The 15,650-nt window shown below is 56.2% G+C and carries 14 protein-coding genes; 10 read left to right on the top strand and 4 right to left on the bottom strand.

All coding sequences use genetic code 11. The annotated features are described in order from the left end of the window. The first annotated feature begins 36 nt into the window (after positions 1-36). A complete protein-coding gene (locus tag JYG33_RS04065; protein WP_207874729.1) occupies positions 37-1,476 on the top strand; it encodes a sodium:solute symporter family protein in 1,440 nt (479 codons plus the stop codon). A gap of 69 nt (positions 1,477-1,545) precedes the next feature. On the opposite strand, the gene JYG33_RS04060 is transcribed toward JYG33_RS04065, so the two are convergent. From JYG33_RS04060 to JYG33_RS04050, 3 genes are all read right to left on the bottom strand, one after another. Then, positions 1,546-2,397 (bottom strand): OmpA family protein, encoded by an 852-nt coding sequence (locus tag JYG33_RS04060; protein WP_243430269.1) that lies wholly within the window; start codon positions 2,395-2,397, stop codon positions 1,546-1,548. Between the two features lie 4 nt (positions 2,398-2,401). Then, the gene (locus tag JYG33_RS04055) at positions 2,402-3,217 is read right to left on the bottom strand and encodes a MotA/TolQ/ExbB proton channel family protein (protein ID WP_083053549.1); all 816 of its coding nucleotides are present in this window, start codon (positions 3,215-3,217) and stop codon (positions 2,402-2,404) included. Positions 3,218-3,351: 134 nt separating this feature from the next. After that, positions 3,352-3,708: a flagellar protein FlhE gene (locus JYG33_RS04050; RefSeq protein ID WP_243430268.1), complete on the bottom strand. Its 357-nt coding sequence runs from the start codon at positions 3,706-3,708 to the stop codon at positions 3,352-3,354. A 298-nt stretch (positions 3,709-4,006) separates the two neighbouring features. Here JYG33_RS04050 and pbpG point away from each other — a divergent pair, with 298 nt between their 5' ends. The 6 genes from pbpG (at position 4,007) to JYG33_RS04020 (ending at position 9,684) form a co-directional block, all read left to right on the top strand. Next, entirely contained in the window at positions 4,007-4,984 is a 978-nt protein-coding gene (pbpG, locus tag JYG33_RS04045; RefSeq protein ID WP_243430267.1) for a D-alanyl-D-alanine endopeptidase, read from the top strand. A gap of 146 nt (positions 4,985-5,130) precedes the next feature. Beyond that, positions 5,131-6,045: a LysR family transcriptional regulator gene (locus tag JYG33_RS04040; RefSeq protein ID WP_207874723.1), complete on the top strand. Its 915-nt coding sequence runs from the start codon at positions 5,131-5,133 to the stop codon at positions 6,043-6,045. Positions 6,046-6,202: 157 nt separating this feature from the next. Beyond that, positions 6,203-7,192: a tripartite tricarboxylate transporter substrate binding protein gene (locus tag JYG33_RS04035; protein ID WP_207874720.1), complete on the top strand. Its 990-nt coding sequence runs from the start codon at positions 6,203-6,205 to the stop codon at positions 7,190-7,192. A gap of 45 nt (positions 7,193-7,237) precedes the next feature. Beyond that, the gene (locus JYG33_RS04030; RefSeq protein WP_207874716.1) at positions 7,238-8,185 is read left to right on the top strand and encodes a succinylglutamate desuccinylase/aspartoacylase family protein; all 948 of its coding nucleotides are present in this window, start codon (positions 7,238-7,240) and stop codon (positions 8,183-8,185) included. 189 nt (positions 8,186-8,374) lie between these two features. Next, the gene (locus JYG33_RS04025; protein ID WP_207874712.1) at positions 8,375-9,268 is read left to right on the top strand and encodes an NRDE family protein; all 894 of its coding nucleotides are present in this window, start codon (positions 8,375-8,377) and stop codon (positions 9,266-9,268) included. Next, positions 9,265-9,684, top strand: coding sequence for a carboxypeptidase-like regulatory domain-containing protein (locus JYG33_RS04020; protein ID WP_207874709.1), 420 nt, complete (start codon positions 9,265-9,267; stop codon positions 9,682-9,684). Before JYG33_RS04025 ends, JYG33_RS04020 begins: the two co-directional genes overlap by 4 nt. On the opposite strand, the gene JYG33_RS04015 is transcribed toward JYG33_RS04020, so the two are convergent. Further along, positions 9,671-10,285 (bottom strand): DTW domain-containing protein, encoded by a 615-nt coding sequence (locus tag JYG33_RS04015; protein ID WP_207874706.1) that lies wholly within the window; start codon positions 10,283-10,285, stop codon positions 9,671-9,673. The two genes, JYG33_RS04020 and JYG33_RS04015, sit on opposite strands and share 14 nt — an antisense overlap. Positions 10,286-10,398: 113 nt before the next feature. Between JYG33_RS04015 and imuA the strand changes: the two genes are divergently transcribed. From imuA to JYG33_RS04000, 3 genes are read left to right on the top strand one after another with little or no spacing between them, the layout of a single operon-like run. After that, positions 10,399-11,133 (top strand): translesion DNA synthesis-associated protein ImuA, encoded by a 735-nt coding sequence (gene imuA, locus JYG33_RS04010; RefSeq protein ID WP_243430266.1) that lies wholly within the window; start codon positions 10,399-10,401, stop codon positions 11,131-11,133. Next, positions 11,090-12,373, top strand: a complete 1,284-nt coding sequence (locus JYG33_RS04005; RefSeq protein WP_207874700.1) for a DNA polymerase Y family protein — start codon at positions 11,090-11,092, stop codon at positions 12,371-12,373. The genes imuA and JYG33_RS04005 overlap by 44 nt, the downstream gene beginning before the upstream one ends. Next, complete coding sequence (locus JYG33_RS04000) at positions 12,370-15,564, top strand: error-prone DNA polymerase (RefSeq protein ID WP_207874698.1); 3,195 nt, start codon at positions 12,370-12,372, stop codon at positions 15,562-15,564. Before JYG33_RS04005 ends, JYG33_RS04000 begins: the two co-directional genes overlap by 4 nt. Positions 15,565-15,650: the final 86 nt, after the last annotated feature.

Below are 15,650 nucleotides of genomic sequence, written 5' to 3'. Positions count from 1 at the left end.
GTTTGTGCCTGTTCAACAGGCTTTTGGGGAGATCTCATGCTGGACCAAACCGCCACCCTCCTGTGGCTGATCGTTTTTTCTGCCGCTTTTGCCTTGGCCGGTGTGCTGTACGCCCGCCACTATAGAAACTCGCTTGAAGACTTTGTGGTGGCCCGCAATAGTCAAAGCTCCGTCGCCACCATTCTGACTTTATTAGCCTCCTCGCTGGGCGCATGGATTCTGTTCTCGCCAGCCCAGGCGGCCACCTGGGGCGGTTTAAGCGCTGTCATTGGCTATGCCATCGGTTCCATGTCACCTCGTCTGGCCATGATTCCGCTGGGCAAACGCATGCGTGAATTGCTGCCGCGCGGCCACAGCCTGAGTGAGTTCGTGATTGCCCGCTATGGCCGTCCCATGTATGCGCTGACCCTGATCATCATGCTGTTTTACATGTTCATCTCCATGACAGCTGAAATTACCGCCATGTCCAAGATGATCACCTTGATTGCCCCTATTCCTCTCTGGGTCACCGCCAGCATTGTGCTGTTGGCTACCCTGATCTACACCTCCTACGGCGGACTGCGAGCCTCCATCTTTACCGACAAGGTACAGATGTTTGTGATCCTGCCCATGCTGTTCCTGATCGTGATGTTTGGCTGGCAAGCGGTGGGCGGCCCGGTGCAATTGTTTGACAGTGTGAAACTGGAAGCTCCTCGTCTGATTGAGCTGAGCGATCCCGTCGGTATCAAAGCCGGGCTGACCTTCTTTGTAGCCATCCTGCTGACCGGCCTGTTCCACCAAGGCAATTGGCAGCGTATTTATGCCGCCAAAGACACCAAATCCATGCGTCGGGGCTTTTTGCTGGGCGGCTTGTTTGTTGCCCCCTTCATCTTCCTGATGGGTTTGTTTGGTCTGGCCTTTGTCGGTTTGGGCTCGCCCGGTGACAGCTCCGTGGCCTTGTTCAATGTGATCTTGCCGCACGTGCCCGTCTGGTTCCTGGTGCTGCTGATTCCACTGGGCCTGTCGCTGGTCATGAGCAGTGCGGACACCGCCATCAGCGCCGTCTCCAGCTTGATTGCCGTGGACCTGGGCCGCATCATGCCGCATCGCAATACCGCCCAAATGATGAGTCTGTCCCGCTCCCTGATCTGGATTTGCTCCATCCCCGTGCTCTACGCCTCGGCGCAGGGTTTCAGCGTGCTGTACCTGTTCCTGCTGGCCGACTTGCTGTGCTCGGCAGCCGCCTTTCCGGTTTTCTTTGGTCTATACAGCCGCCGCTACGATGGCTTTACCGCCACGATCAGCACAATCGGTGGTCTGGTTGCCGGTCTGGCGGTATTCCCTCGCCCGAACGGGCCGATGGATTACTTGCTGGAATCGTTCTTGCTGGCAGCTATTGTGCCGGTGATCCTCAGCGTTTTGATCATGCCTTTGCGCCGTCATCTGCCCAAGTTTGATTTGGGCACCCTGGCATCCTCGACCCGTGTGCTGGATTAAAACTCCACGCCTCTGAATCAAGGCCAAAACAAAACCCCGGTTTGCGACATACAAACCGGGGTTTTGTTTTTAGGGTGTCTCTGTTGAAGGTTCCGCCTGTGTTTGCGGGATCTGCACAATAATCTCCACCCGTCGATTACTTGCCCGCCCCTGCGAGGTTTCATTGTCTCCCAAAGGCCGGGTATCGGCATAACCTACCGCACTCAAACGCGAGCTGCCTACACCATTGGCTTCCATATAACGCACCACGCTGCCTGCTCGTGCGCCTGACAGCTCCCAGTTCGAGGGATAGCGATAGCTGCGAATCGGCACCGAGTCCGTATGCCCTTCAATCACCACCGGATGTTGGGACTTTTGCAGCACAGCCGCCAATTGACGCAAGACCGTCAAACCTTCCAGGCCCAGATCCGCGCCGCCAGACGTAAACAGAAGTTCGCTGTTAATGCGAAAGCTCACGGATTGATCGTTCATGACCACATCGATGCTGTCGCCCAAACCGTCCAGATCCAGACCATGACTGCCTTTCCCTTGGCCCTCACCCAAGCCTGAGTCCGGAAACAAACCCGCGCCTGCGGGCAACAATCCGCCCCCCTCTTTACCGACTTGCGCCACCACAGCGGCCGCGCCCTGTCCCTGCCCTTGTGCTGCTGTTTGGGCTCGCTTGCCTGCAAAAGACAACATCACAATCATCAGGACCAGCAACAAGGTCATCATGTCCAGATAGGTGGTCAGCCAGGCCTCTTCCTCTTCTGGCACAGCCAGGCCTGGATCATTCCAGGGTCGGCTGCGGCGTCGGTTTCCCAGGTTGCTGGCCAGTTGCTGCTCGATCTTGGCGCCCCGGGCCTGCTCCAGTTCCTTTTGCAGGGATTTCTGGCGATCAGCCAGTTCCCCCAAGGTCAGGTCCTGTTCCATATTGCCCATGGGATCAACCTCTCTCCGGAGCCGGGTCCGCATCATCGTCACGGCCACCCCGGTCATTGATCTCGTCCTGGTACTGAGCCATGAAAGAATTGAGCGTCTCGCGCATCAAGGCCGGGCCTCGGCGCTGGCTCATCATGGATACCCCTTGCATGATCATATTCATCAAGACCACGCGTTGTTCCGTACGACGCTCCAGCTTGACCGCCACCGGCTTGAACACCAGATTGGACAACAGCACACCATAGAAAGTCGTCATCAGGGCCAGGGCCATTTGTTGACCAATAGACGTAATATCGCCATCGCCCAACAAGAACATCAAGTTGACCAAGCCGATCAGGGTGCCGACCATGCCAAAGGCCGGTGCAAAACTGGCCATCAAACGAAATAGCTGAGCTTCGGCATGCTCACGAGCGCGCAGGCGGCTGATGCGCCATTGCAAGAGATCTTCAATATCTTCTTGCGGAGCCCGGTCAATGACCAGTTGAACGCCGGTTTTCAAAAACGGGTTGGCTACTTTTTCCAGCGCATCTTCAACCGCCCGGATATCGCCCATCATCCACAGTCGGGAGATGTTGATCAGCTCATCCATATCCTGCTGGGTGTACAGACGCTCGTTGCGCAAGACAGTACCGATCAAGCCAAAGATACGAACCACTTCGCTTAAGGGGTAGCTGATAAAGGTTGCCGCCAAGGTGCCCACCAGCACCACCGCCAGACTGGGCAGGTCCACAAACAAGGCAGGGTTTTCTGCCGTAAAAAACAAGATCACGGCAAACAGCAGCACACTGGCTACGATGCCGATCAGAGTAGAGGGATTCATGCACAAGTCCTGGTTATGGGCCCGATGGGCGTCAGGACTACATATCGGCAGTTAGACGGGTTTCTTTAGGCTTAGACCTTGAGGTGGATCAACGACAAACGAAATTAAATCGCTTATTGAGGAACCGCACTCGACTAGCGCTGGTAATTCACCCGTATGGAGGCCCGCACACGTACTGCCTCGGTGCTCCCGGCCCAGCTCCAGACTTCATGCTCCAGCACAAAGCCATGACGCGCATCCTGTCCCACAAAAGCGCGGGTGCTGAGTACCGATCCATTCATGTCTACGCAGGAGCCACCCTGCAAGCAAAGGCGGCTTTTCAGAACGGCCCGCCCATTATGGTCGTAGCTGATTTCGACCTTGCCAATAGTGCTGGCCTGCGCCCGTATCGCCTCTGGTGGCATAAAGCTTTGCTGAGTGCGTGGTGAACCAGTGGTGATGGCATCGCTAAGCTGCTCTCCGTCCCATGCTAAAGACGCACTGTGTCCCATTGCAGGCACACTTCCCACAGACATAAAAATGAATAAGGAATTTAAAAAACTGTTTATAAAAACAGGTTTTTTATTATTTCGGAATTTCAATAAATACATAAACTGTGTTTTTATACAGATAAAAATAAGTTTCTTAATGATACCGCGCAGATATCTTAAATTTTTTTTAACTTTGAGCCGTAAGATACTAATATAAAGAGGATTTTTTCTGGTAGCATAAGCGCATAAATTCTATTCGCCCTTCTGTTTCTCGCCCTCCGGGAACTGAAAAATGCCTCAGACCAGAACAAATAAATTCATGCACCGTGCGCTATGTGTTTTATTTTTAGCGCCTTTTTCGATTTCGTCCCTGGCGCAAACCTTGGCTTTGGCTGAACCGTCCACGCTGGACGAAGCAACAGCCGCCATCAGCTATAACGTCCCGCATCTGGTTTTCGAGAAAAACCTGCAGCCCATCAGCTACAGCGAGAACGATAGCCGCCGCGCCCTGAACGCCCTGAAACACGACGCCCTGATCCAGCACGCCGCGCTGCGTTCCGAAATTGCCTTTGTGCAAGATCTGGAATCGTCCACCGTGCTGTACCAGAAGAACAGTGACGCCGTCCGCCCCATTGCCTCTATTTCCAAGTTGATGACGGCCCTGGTCGTGGCTGAGTCCGGCTTGCCTATGGACGAAGTGCTGGAGATCATCGACGAAGATGTAGACCGCGTCAAACATTCCAGCTCGCGTCTTAGCGTCGGCTCCAAACTGAGCCGGGCCGACATGATGCATCTGGCCCTGATGTCCTCGGAAAACCGTGCTGCCCATGCACTGGGTCGCAACTATCCCGGTGGCCTGCCCGCTTTTGTTCGTGCCATGAACGACAAGGCGCGTGCTTTGGGTATGCGCAATACCCGTTTTGTGGAACCCACCGGTTTGTCCAGCGATAACGTGGCCAGCCCGCGCGATCTGGTCAAGCTGCTGACAGCTACCAGCCAGCACGCCCGCATTCAGCAATACACCACCAACGATCAATACTCCGTACAACCGGTGCGCGGTCGCCAATTGGTCTTTAACAACACCAACCGTTTGGTGAAGAACGCGAACTGGGATATTCAGGTATCCAAAACCGGTTTCATCAATGAAGCCGGTGAATGTCTGGTGATGCTGACCAAGATCGAAGACCGGGAAGTGGCGATTGTGCTGCTGAATTCCTCCGGTCGTTATTCGCGTATTGGCGATGCCGTTCGTATTCGCGATCTGGTTGAAAAATCCAACGGTCTGGCCATGCTCTAAGCACTTTGCTTGCGCCTGAGCAGTCCTGGTCTTAAGCGCCCCAACACCCGGTCATCTGGCCCGGTTTTGGGGCGTTTTTACAGCCGTCTTATAACAATTACTGGCTGGCCTTGATCCTGAGTCCAGCACGATAAAAAGGCCCGCCCATGTCCCAGCTCAAACTGCTTGAAGACTTCGTTACGCTGGCACGCGCTGGCAGCTTTGTACGGGCGGCAGAACAGCGTCATGTCACGCACCCGGCCTTTGGACGTCGCATACGCGCTCTGGAAGCCTGGGTCGGAACGCCATTGGTGGAGCGCAGCAGCTTGCCCATCAGCCTGACACCGGAAGGTCAGGTGTTCTACAACACAGCAAACCAGGTGCTGGAGCAACTGAATCGCGTGCGGCGGCAACTACAAACCTCGGATCAGGCCGGGCAAGGCTCTTTACGTATCGCTACAGGCCGCAGCCTGGCTCGCACCTTGGTCACAGACTGGGTCAGCCGTCTTCAAAAAGGCAGCCAGGCACCTTTGTCTGCGCATGTCCCCATCGATATCAGCACTGGCATGATGGCTGATATGGCCAAGCTGCTGGCTCAAGGTAAAACAGACTTTCTGTGCTGCTATGAACACCCGGCTTTGTCCATCGAATTATTGGCCGAGCAAGTGACCTATATGACGATCGCCACCGACAAGCTGGTGCCCACCTGTCAGCGGCGCAAGAACGGCACTCCCTTGTATGAATTGAATGCCGATGGCGGTCGCAGCGTTCCCTTGATTTCTTATTCAGGTGGCCTGGCCATGGCTCGCATCCTGGGCGACAAGCTGCATCACTTCCCTTATCCCTTGGTCAGTACGGTGCGCTGTGATTCTCTGGATACCGCAATGGGTTCGGTGCTGAAAGGGATGGGCGTGGCCTGGTTGCCACTATCCATGATTGCCAATGAATGCCGTCGCGGCACGTTAGTGCAATTGGGCGGTAAAGGCGATGAGATTGCCTTTGAGGTGCGCCTGTATCGCTCCCGCGCCCAGCTCTCCGATCTGGCTGAATCCGTCTGGGCCTTCACTCAGCACAGTCGCTAAACAATCAAAACCACAAACAGCACGAAGATGTGCTGTAACGGCACATCACGATTCACCACAGCAGACACAATACCCTTTCATAACTAAGGATAAACAGGTCCGAAGCGCCCGCACTGGCCGCTTGCTGAAGACCTATCCATCGAACGGGGAGCACATCATGTCTTTTTCCATACCCAAGCGCGGACTGGTTCTGGCGGTTCTAGGCACCTGTAGCCTGCTGCAGGCCACGATCAGCCATGCAGACACCTATCCTTCACGCAACCTGACCCTGGTCGTGGGTTACCCCGCTGGCGGCAGCGTTGATTTAACCGCCCGTCTGCTGGCTGAAGAACTCAGCAGCCGTTTAGGGCAAAGCGTTGTGGTTGAAAATGCAGGCGGTGCTGGCGGCACCATCGGCGCCCAACGCGTACAGCGTGCGGCAGCAGACGGCTACACCTTATTGCTGGGTTCCACCAACGAGATGATCATCGCGGGCATGATCAATAAGGCCGTGCGGTACGACGGGCAAAAGGACTTCACACCCATTGGCATGATTGCCTCCCAGCCCTTGCTGCTGGCAGCCTCCAAAGAATCCGGTATTCGCTCCGCCGCAGACTATGCCGAGAAACTGCGGGCCGCCAAACCTGAGGCCTTTAGTTTTGGTTCCTCCGGCGTAGGCACCACCCTGCACTTGGCCGGTGAAATGGTGAATGCCTCTACCGGCACTACCGCCATGCACGTGCCCTACCGGGGTGTACCACCACTGGTATCGGACTTGATGAGCGGACAGTTGGACACCGCCTACCTGGTCCTGTCCTCGGGCCTGTCACAAGCCCGAGCCGGTGCGATTGTGCCTTTGGGCATTACCGAAACCCATGCCTCCCCCGCTGCCCCGGAAATTCCACCGCTGGCAGACACTCCCGGCTTTGAAAAAGTCGATATCAACGTCTGGTTTGGTTTGTATGCTCCCAAAGGGCTGCCAGAATCCGTCGCCACGACCTTGCGTCAAGCATTGGACAGCAGCCTGGAGTCCCCCACCTTGCAAGAGAAAATGCAATCCAATGGCGCAACGCTGTACGCCCCCGGCATGAACGCAGCGGAGTTTCAGGCTAAAGAGGTCGAGAAATACGCCCGTCTCGTCGAACTGGCCAAACTGCAAGCCGAATAAAGTACATGCGCCCCGGCCTGTGGCTGGGGCGATGGAGTCATCACCATGCAATTCTCCCTTTCTTTCCCTGACATTTCCCAAGAGCGTCAGGGCAATACCGGCGTTCCTGGCGTTTGGTGTCTGGACTCTGGCAAACCTGGCCGCAATGTCATGATCAGCGCCTTGATACACGGCAATGAGCTGTGCGGCGCCTGGGCCTTGAAAACCCTGCTAGCCAGTCAATTACAGCCACGTCGAGGCAAGTTGATTCTGGCCTTTTGCAATCTGGACGCTTTTGACCGTTTTGATCCTGCGCAGCACGATGCCAGCCGCTATGTGGACGAGGACATGAACCGTGTCTGGAGTGATCAGAAACTGTCCCTACAGCAAACACGGGAACAAGTCCGCGCCCAGGCTATTTTGCCGTGGCTGGAGCAGGCCGACTGGCTCCTGGACCTGCACTCCATGCATGAACCCAGCGCCCCCTTGTTGCTGACCGGTCCTTTGCCACGCAATATCGAACTGGCCCGAACTCTGGGAGCCCCCGAGCATGTGATTGTGGATACCGGCCATAAAGATGGCGTACGCATGCGCGATTACGGCCGCTTTGCGGACCCGGAGGCCCATGAGGCTTGTTCCCTGCTTCTGGAGTGCGGCTTTCATGGCGACCCCGATACGCCCGACATCGCCCTGGATTTGATAGCCCGTTTCCTGCTGGCCTCAGAGATTGTCGATGCCACAGACTTGCCCTCAGCCTGGCGTCGGGCCGATCCCGATCAGCAACGTGTTCTGCAGGTCACCCATGCCCTGGTCGCCCCCTCCATGCAGGTCAGCTTCACCGAGAACTGGCAGGGGCTGGAGACCTTGCCCAAAGCAGGCAGCACAATAGGCCATGCCGATGGCCAGCCCTTATTGACCCCCTACGACAACTGCACCTTGGTGATGCCTTCTCTGCGTCAACTTCGCCCTGGTGTCACCGTGGTGCGTCTGGCTCGGGACTATTCATCCACTTAAGCGCTTACTCGCCATTCAGGTAGGTTCTATCCTGGCCTCAAGGTCTTCGACACAGTCATGGATCAGGCGTGCTTTCACCGTGATGCGACTATACCAAGTCACTATTAGTATTCTCAATAGCGAGAAAAAAAACGGAACTTGGCGGCTCTTTGGCTACCAAAGCCTACATAGCCATCCTACAATCGGCACATGTGCATCGCTTATATCGCCGTCGGAGTTAATGCAGATTGGCCGCTGATTATTGCCGCCAATCGCGACGAATATCATGCTCGCCCCAGCCAGGCTGCCAAGCCCTGGCAAGACGAGCCTGACATTCTGGCGGGTCGGGATCTGCTGGCCGGAGGAACTTGGCTAGGCTTGACGCAAAACCGCGGACGTTTGGCCCTGCTCACCAATTATCGGGAAATCCCCGGCAGTAAAACCGGTCAGCAGCGCTCTCGCGGAGAGTTAATCCCGCAGTTTTTGCGCGATGAGCGCTCTCCCAAAGATTATCTTGAACAGCTAGCCCTGCAAGGGGCCGACTACGCAGGCTTTAATCTGTTTGTGCTGCAGTGGCCCACGGGCGACCAGCCCTTGCGTCTGGGCTATTACAGCAACCGTCATCACGACGGCAGCCCACACATTCTTGAGCCGGGCGTGCATGTCTTGAGCAATGCCTGGCTCAACACACCCTGGCCCAAAAGCCTGTTCCTGAAAGAAACCCTGCAGGCACAGCATTTTGATGGCTCAGAACCCGCTTTTGAAAGTTTGTTTCAGGGTTTGCGCAATCAGGAAGTCGCCCCCGATACAGATCTGCCCAAGACCGGCTTAAGCCTGGAGCACGAACGCCTGTTAAGCAGCCCGTTTATTGTCAGCCCCGATTACGGCACCCGCTGCACCACCGTGATTGCGATTAATCAGCAGGGGCAAGGCCTGCTGCGCGAGCGCAGTTTCAATGCCGATGCCCAAGTAAGCCGTCAGCATGATTGGCCGGTGTCCTGGCCAGGTTTTCATCCCTGCGCGGTCCCCAAAAACGTCCATAACAGCAACAGGGCCATTGATGGCCCGCTTAGCCACCCTACTTCCAGCAAGGAAATCTCATGAGTCCTCGTCTTTCATTGATCGGCATTGCCATGTCGCTGGCCTTATTGAGCAGCCCCATTGTGCATGCCCAGGAACTGCCACCCAGCCAATACTACGGCTCGACCGAGTACATCAGCGGCGGCATAGGCAGCGATGAAGCCCAACTGTTTCGCATGGTGCGCAACACCTTTCCCCTATCGGTGAACTTCTCCGCCAATCAGGGCGAGCGTGTGGGCTATATCTCGGATGTGCAGCTAGTGATCCGCAGCAGCACCGACCAAACCGTCCTGAACAGCCTGATCGACGGCCCCTACTGCCTGGTCCGCTTGTCCCCCGGCAATTACAAGGTGTTTGCCACCTACCAGGGCCAAACCCAGGAACGCCAGGCCTCTATCGTCGAAGGCCAGTCGCGCGAGCTGAACTTTACCTGGAAGTAGGATAGTTACGTTGATAGGTATCCAGGCCCATGGCCTGGATCTGCTCTTCAATCAAATGCTCGAAAGGCCGTAACAAGGGGCTGAAATCTCGCCCTGGCTCCATGATCTGCATGACACGGACAATGGCCTCCAAGGTCGACACCGCCTGCGGGTCCGGCGCTTTACGCAGCCGATAACGCGAAACCTCTCCTTCAGGCAGCACCCAGCGCGGCACGGTCTGCAAGGCCGGATTGCTATGCAAAATAAGGCGAGCCTTGCGCCAGGTACCATCCGGCACCACAATCAAATCCGGCTTTTCTCCCTGGGGCTTCGCCCCCGCCACCTGGGCCTCTGGCCCCGGAAACAAGAGCACCGGCTGACGGGCTTGGGCCAGACGCGCGTCCAGATCCTCAAAACACTCCCCCACCCAGAGTTCCGTTCCTTTCAAGCCCAGATACGCCAGACGCGCCGTATTCAGCGCATGCCGGGCTTCGGAATGATGCTGCAGGATCAATACGGAACAAGCTGCTTCAATTGAAGGAATCAAAGGACACAGACAACGCGTTAGCGGGCGCTGACACTGTGTGCAACGACCAGGGCGAGAAGGAGTAGGAGAATTCATGCAGAGGCGCCAAACAGAAGGCCACAGTATATAAAAGATCCTCTTTGAAACAGATGCCCAGTTTGCTCCCAAACAGATTTACTGTATATTTATACAGCAATAGGAGCAAGCACATGGCCAACTCACTTCGTTCCCTTTTAGACCTCCATCCCTCGCTTTGGACAGGCAAACATTATGCGCATACCGCAGGCTCCTGCTTGCCCAGCGGCTTTGATGCACTAGATGCCCAGTTACCCGGTGGAGGGTGGCCTGTAGGCAGTCTTATCGAACTTCAGGCCCCCTTAAATAGCAGCGCCTTGTCCTTGTTGCTGCCCGTCTTGAACACCTTGCAGGCGGAGCGTTTGCGCATTCTGGTGGCACCGCCTTATCAGCCTGTGCAGCAGCTTTGGCGCGGTACTCCAGCAAGCCAGCACCCTCCATCCCAGGAAGGAAGCTTGCCCGCCCGCCTGCTTTGGATACGTAGCCAACACCTGAACGACACCTTGTGGGCCAGTGCCCAGGCCTTGCGTCATGGACACTGTGCAGCCGTACTGACCTGGTTACCTGCCCATGTCCCTTTGGCTTCCTTGCGCCAATTACAGCTTTTGGCCAGCCACAGTGACAGCCTGTTTTTTTGCTTGCGCCCTAGTCACAGCCAATCCAATAGTCCAGCCTCTTTACGTCTGGAACTACAAACACGACAAGACAGCCAAGGACAGCCCTGGCTGGATGTTCATATCCGCAAACGGCGTGGGCCACCGTGCATGGATAGCATTGCCTTAGCGCTTCACCACACTTTGATGCCGCCTGCGGCTATCCCGTCCCATGTACCTGTGCCTGCGCCTACCCCAGAACCTGCTTACGCCTGAGGGTAGCTCCGAACAGCAGGATGGGATTCAGGCGGTGTTACTGCGCTACAGCCCTCAACTGGCACGGATTCAAGCCGATTTATGGGTATTGAACATCAATGCCAGCATCCGGCTGTTTGGGGGGGTACGCAGCCTGTACAGAAGCATCCAGGCTGATCTGCAAGCCTTTATCCTGACGCCGCGTCTGGCCCTGGCTCCCACCGCCCGAGCCGCCTGTCTGCTGGCCTTATCCAAGCGTCCGCAACGGCGTTGCTGGCGGCGCTTGCACGCCTGCCTGAGTCCTTTACCTATCCATTTGCTGTCTCCACCCGCCGACCAATTGCAGTGGCTAGACAATCTGGGCTGTCATACCTTGGGCCAATTGCATCAATTGCCTCGTGACGGTCTGTCTCAACGCGGTCTGCGCCCGCTGTTATTGCAACTGGATCAAGCCTACGGCACACAAAGCTGGGCCCTGGATTGGGTACACGCGGCTCCACAATTTACGCATCGCCTTGAACTGGATACCCCATCCAATAACAAAACGGCCGTATTACGCAGTGTGAACCGGATGCTGAACAAGCTGGAGGGCTGGCTAAATCAATACCAACTCGCTTGCGGGCGGCTGGAACTGGTACTGCACACCGAACGATATAAAGACTCCCCCACCGCCACGTCCTTAGAACTACAAATGGCTCGATCTTGCTGGCGCAGCCAGGATTTTCTACCTGTGTGGCAGGAACAATTTCAGCAACTGCACTTGCAGGCAGCAGTGCAAAGCCTTGTGTTGACAGCGCAACAACTGCACCCGCGTCAAACCCATGCCAGCAGCCTGTTTCCAGACGCCCGCCACTGGCAAGAGCAAGACCAGCAACTTCTGGAACGCTTGCAGGCCAGGCTGGGAGCCGAGCAGATTCTGACCCCTGCTGCTCAAGCCAGCTATCTGCCCGAGCAAGCAAACCGATGGTTAGCCTTGCAAGCCGACCCGCCTGACTGCGCACTTGCCCCCGCCTTGCAACGTCCCTGCTGGATGCTGGACCCGGCTCAGCCCTTGCAACACGATCATCAGTCTCCTTGCCTGGACAATCAGCGCCTGCGCTTGATTCAAGGACCGGAACGGGTGCAAACCGCGTGGTGGAGTGGCTCCGGACATCAACAACGGGACTACTTTATTGCCCAATGTCCGCAAGGACGGCTGTATTGGGTGTATCGGGATTTAAGCCAGGAACACGCGTGGTATCTGCACGGAGTCTTTGGATGAATCCCATCGATCTGCTGTATTCCGAGCTGGACTGCCTGTCCAACTACAGTTTTTTGAATGGTGCCTCCCACCCTGAAGAACTGATCAGCCGTGCGGTAGAGCTGGGCTATAAGGCATTGGCTTTATGTGATTACGCCTCCATGGCCGGGGTTGTACGCGCCTATGCCCAGGCCAAGTTGCACCCGGAGATTCGGTTTCTGGTGGGAAGTCGCTTTCGGTTTACTGGAACTTGGGAAACCACGGCCACACACACCAAGAACATCGACACGAATACCTGCGACGACAGGCTGGCCCACGAACTCCTGATACTGCCCCGCAATAAAGAGGGCTACGGCAATCTGTGCCAATTCATCTCTCATTTGCATCAGTCGCTGGATTTGAAACAGGAGGCCTGCATTGACTGGTCTTTTTTGCAGCAGGCCAGTCCAAGCGAACTCAATCAGGTTTTGCCAGACTGTCTGGTCATTTACAAACCCGCTTATGGCTTGAGCAGCACACACATTCAACATCAGGCCCAGCGCCTGTTGGAACTATTTCCCGATCGTCTGTTTTTAGGTGTCAGCCTGCACCGGCGCGATCAGGACATGCACCATTTACGTGCCGTTCGTCTGGCTTCGCAAGCCTGTGGTTTACGTTGTGCGGCCTTGGGGGGTGTCCATATGCATGTACGCTCCCGCCAGCCTTTGCACGACACGCTGGCGGCGATACGGTTAAAAACACCAGTACAGGAATGTGGCTGGTCTCTGGCCAGCAATGCCGAGCATCATCTACGCAGCCGTTTTCAGCTAGCCAATTTATACCCGGCCGATCTGCGTGAGACGACCGACCTCATTCAGAACCTGTGCCAGTTTTCCTTAAGTGAAATCAAATACGAATACCCGATCGAGATTGTTCCGCCGGGGATGAGTGGCATCGATTACCTGCGTCAGGAAACCGCGCGCGGGGCGCAAGTTCGTTACCCCAAAGGCGTCAGCGCCAGTTTGCACAAGCGGCTACAAGAGGAGTTAAGCCTGATTGAAGATTTGGGCTATGAGTCTTATTTCCTGACCTTGCACGATATCGTCAGCTATGCACGCAGCCAGGGAATTCTGTGTCAGGGCCGGGGCTCGGCAGCCAACTCTGCGGTGTGTTATTGCCTGGGCATTACCGAGGTCGACCCGGCCAGCAGCCATACTCTGTTTGCCCGTTTTATCAGTCGTGCACGAGCCGAGCCACCGGATATTGATGTGGACTTCGAGCACCAGCGCCGCGAAGAAGTCATCCAATACATTTATCGCAAATATGGTCGTCAACGGGCAGCCTTGACGGCCGTCATCACCACCTATCGGCGACGCAGTGCCTTGCGCGATACGGGTAAAGCGCTAGGTATTCCTCAGGCCCTGATCGAGGCCTTGATTCAATGCGATCGGGCCTGGCTTAAAGACACCCATATCCAGGATGAAGTCCTGTCACGCTTTCCAGAATGCCCGCCGGAGCAGGCCCATCAATGGCTATCTCTGACTCGTCAGTTGATGGGCTTCCCGCGCCACCTGTCCCAACACCCGGGCGGTTTTGTGATTTCACAAACGCCCCTGAACCGATTGGTGCCTATTCAACATGCCGCCATGCCCGGGCGCAGTGTCGTGCAATGGGACAAGGACGATCTGGATGTGTTGGGTCTGTTGAAAGTCGATATTCTGGCTTTGGGCATGCTCAGTGCCTTGCGCCGTTGTCTGGACAGCATCAGCCAGCAAAAGGGCGAACCGTTTCACTTGCAGGACATTCCATTACAGAGCTCTAAAACCTTTCGGATGATACGGCGGGCCGACACCATAGGCGTGTTCCAGATCGAGTCCCGCGCCCAGATGAGCATGCTGCCACGTCTGCGTCCCGAGTGTTTTTATGACCTGGTTGTGCAAGTAGCAATTGTGCGCCCCGGACCCATTCAAGGTGGCATGGTGCATCCCTATCTGGAACGTCGCCGCGATCACAGCAAAGTCGACTACCCCGCCCCCGAAATCCGTCATGTGCTGGAACGTACTTTGGGCGTGCCTATCTTTCAGGAACAAGCCATGGAATTGGCCATGGAGGCCGCCGGTTTCTCGGCGGACAAAGCCGATGCCTTGCGTCGGGCCATGGCTGCCTGGCGTCGTCGGGGTGGTTTAGGGCCTTTCGAGCAAGAGCTGCTGGATGGCATGGCCGCCAAAGGCTATGCACCGGAATTCGCCCAACGTTTGTTTGATCAGATCAGTGGCTTTGGGGAATACGGTTTCCCCGAAAGTCATTCAGCCAGCTTTGCCAAACTGGCCTGGTTCAGTGCCTACCTGAAAGCACGTTATCCCGATCATTTCCTGGCTGCCTTGCTCAACTCCCAGCCTATGGGCTTTTACGGCCCCAGTCAGTTGGTCCAGGATGCACGCCGTCACGGCGTACACGTGCTGCCGGTGGATGTGCAATACAGCAGGTTCGACAGCCATGTGTGTTCAGAACCCGGCAGCCCTCGTCAGGTGCGCCTGGGCCTGCATATGGTCAAGGGCTTAAGCCAGCATGGCGCACAAGCCATCGTTAGCTACCGGCAAACCCACCCGGAGCAAACATTGGATCTGGCCTGCTTGCGCCAGGAACTAGCCCTGTCAGCCCACGACCAGCAAGCATTGGCACAAGCCCATGCCTTGCGTAGCGCCTATCGCCAACGCCGCCAGAGCGTCTGGGATGCAAGACGTCCCAGTCAGCCGGGTTTGCTCAGTCATGCTGAAACGCCAGACACTACACCGACCTTGGCGCGTGCCAGCCTGGGCGTAGAAGTACTTAGCGATTATCAGGCGGTAGGACTTAGCCTGAACCGCCACCCCTTGGCATTACTACGTACGCAACTGGAGCCGATGCGCTTTTTAACAGCCGAACACTTGAACCAGCATTGTCCTGATCGGCGTCTGGCGCGGGCTTGTGGCTTGGTCACCACCCGCCAACGGCCCGGCACAGCCAAAGGAACCGTCTTTGTGACCTTGGAAGATGAAACTGGCAGTGTGAATGTCATTGTGCGAGAAGAGCTGGCACAGGAACAATCCCAGGCCTTGCTGCAATCCCGTTTGCTGGGCGTGTATGGCGTCTGGCAACGCGACGGGGCCGTCTGCCATCTGATTGCCCGCCGTCTGGTGACGATGAATCATCTGATTGGGGACTTGGTCGCCCGCAGCCGGGATTTTCAATAGCAGGCTCCCCTTCTACTGCCCATCACAAAATTCTCATCTCGGATTTTTCCCGACCCCCGCGCTGCGTTAAACTAGCGCTTTGCCCG

The sequence above is a fragment of the Alcaligenes sp. SORT26 genome, assembly GCF_017377875.1.
Taxonomy (GTDB): Bacteria; Pseudomonadota; Gammaproteobacteria; order Burkholderiales; family Burkholderiaceae_B; genus Alcaligenes; species Alcaligenes parafaecalis.
This window is presented reverse-complemented; position numbering and strand designations above follow the sequence as displayed.

Coding starts and splice junctions, on each gene's coding strand:
- imuA (WP_243430266.1), top strand. CDS start 10,399: ATGGCCAACTCACTTCGTTCCCTTTTAGACCTCCATCCCTCGCTTTGG.
- JYG33_RS04040 (WP_207874723.1), top strand. CDS start 5,131: ATGTCCCAGCTCAAACTGCTTGAAGACTTCGTTACGCTGGCACGCGCT.
- JYG33_RS04020 (WP_207874709.1), top strand. CDS start 9,265: ATGAGTCCTCGTCTTTCATTGATCGGCATTGCCATGTCGCTGGCCTTA.
- JYG33_RS04060 (WP_243430269.1), bottom strand. CDS start 2,397: ATGGGCAATATGGAACAGGACCTGACCTTGGGGGAACTGGCTGATCGC.
- pbpG (WP_243430267.1), top strand. CDS start 4,007: ATGCACCGTGCGCTATGTGTTTTATTTTTAGCGCCTTTTTCGATTTCG.
- JYG33_RS04000 (WP_207874698.1), top strand. CDS start 12,370: ATGAATCCCATCGATCTGCTGTATTCCGAGCTGGACTGCCTGTCCAAC.
- JYG33_RS04015 (WP_207874706.1), bottom strand. CDS start 10,285: ATGAATTCTCCTACTCCTTCTCGCCCTGGTCGTTGCACACAGTGTCAG.
- JYG33_RS04005 (WP_207874700.1), top strand. CDS start 11,090: ATGTACCTGTGCCTGCGCCTACCCCAGAACCTGCTTACGCCTGAGGGT.
- JYG33_RS04030 (WP_207874716.1), top strand. CDS start 7,238: ATGCAATTCTCCCTTTCTTTCCCTGACATTTCCCAAGAGCGTCAGGGC.
- JYG33_RS04025 (WP_207874712.1), top strand. CDS start 8,375: ATGTGCATCGCTTATATCGCCGTCGGAGTTAATGCAGATTGGCCGCTG.
- JYG33_RS04050 (WP_243430268.1), bottom strand. CDS start 3,708: ATGGGACACAGTGCGTCTTTAGCATGGGACGGAGAGCAGCTTAGCGAT.
- JYG33_RS04055 (WP_083053549.1), bottom strand. CDS start 3,217: ATGAATCCCTCTACTCTGATCGGCATCGTAGCCAGTGTGCTGCTGTTT.
- JYG33_RS04065 (WP_207874729.1), top strand. CDS start 37: ATGCTGGACCAAACCGCCACCCTCCTGTGGCTGATCGTTTTTTCTGCC.
- JYG33_RS04035 (WP_207874720.1), top strand. CDS start 6,203: ATGTCTTTTTCCATACCCAAGCGCGGACTGGTTCTGGCGGTTCTAGGC.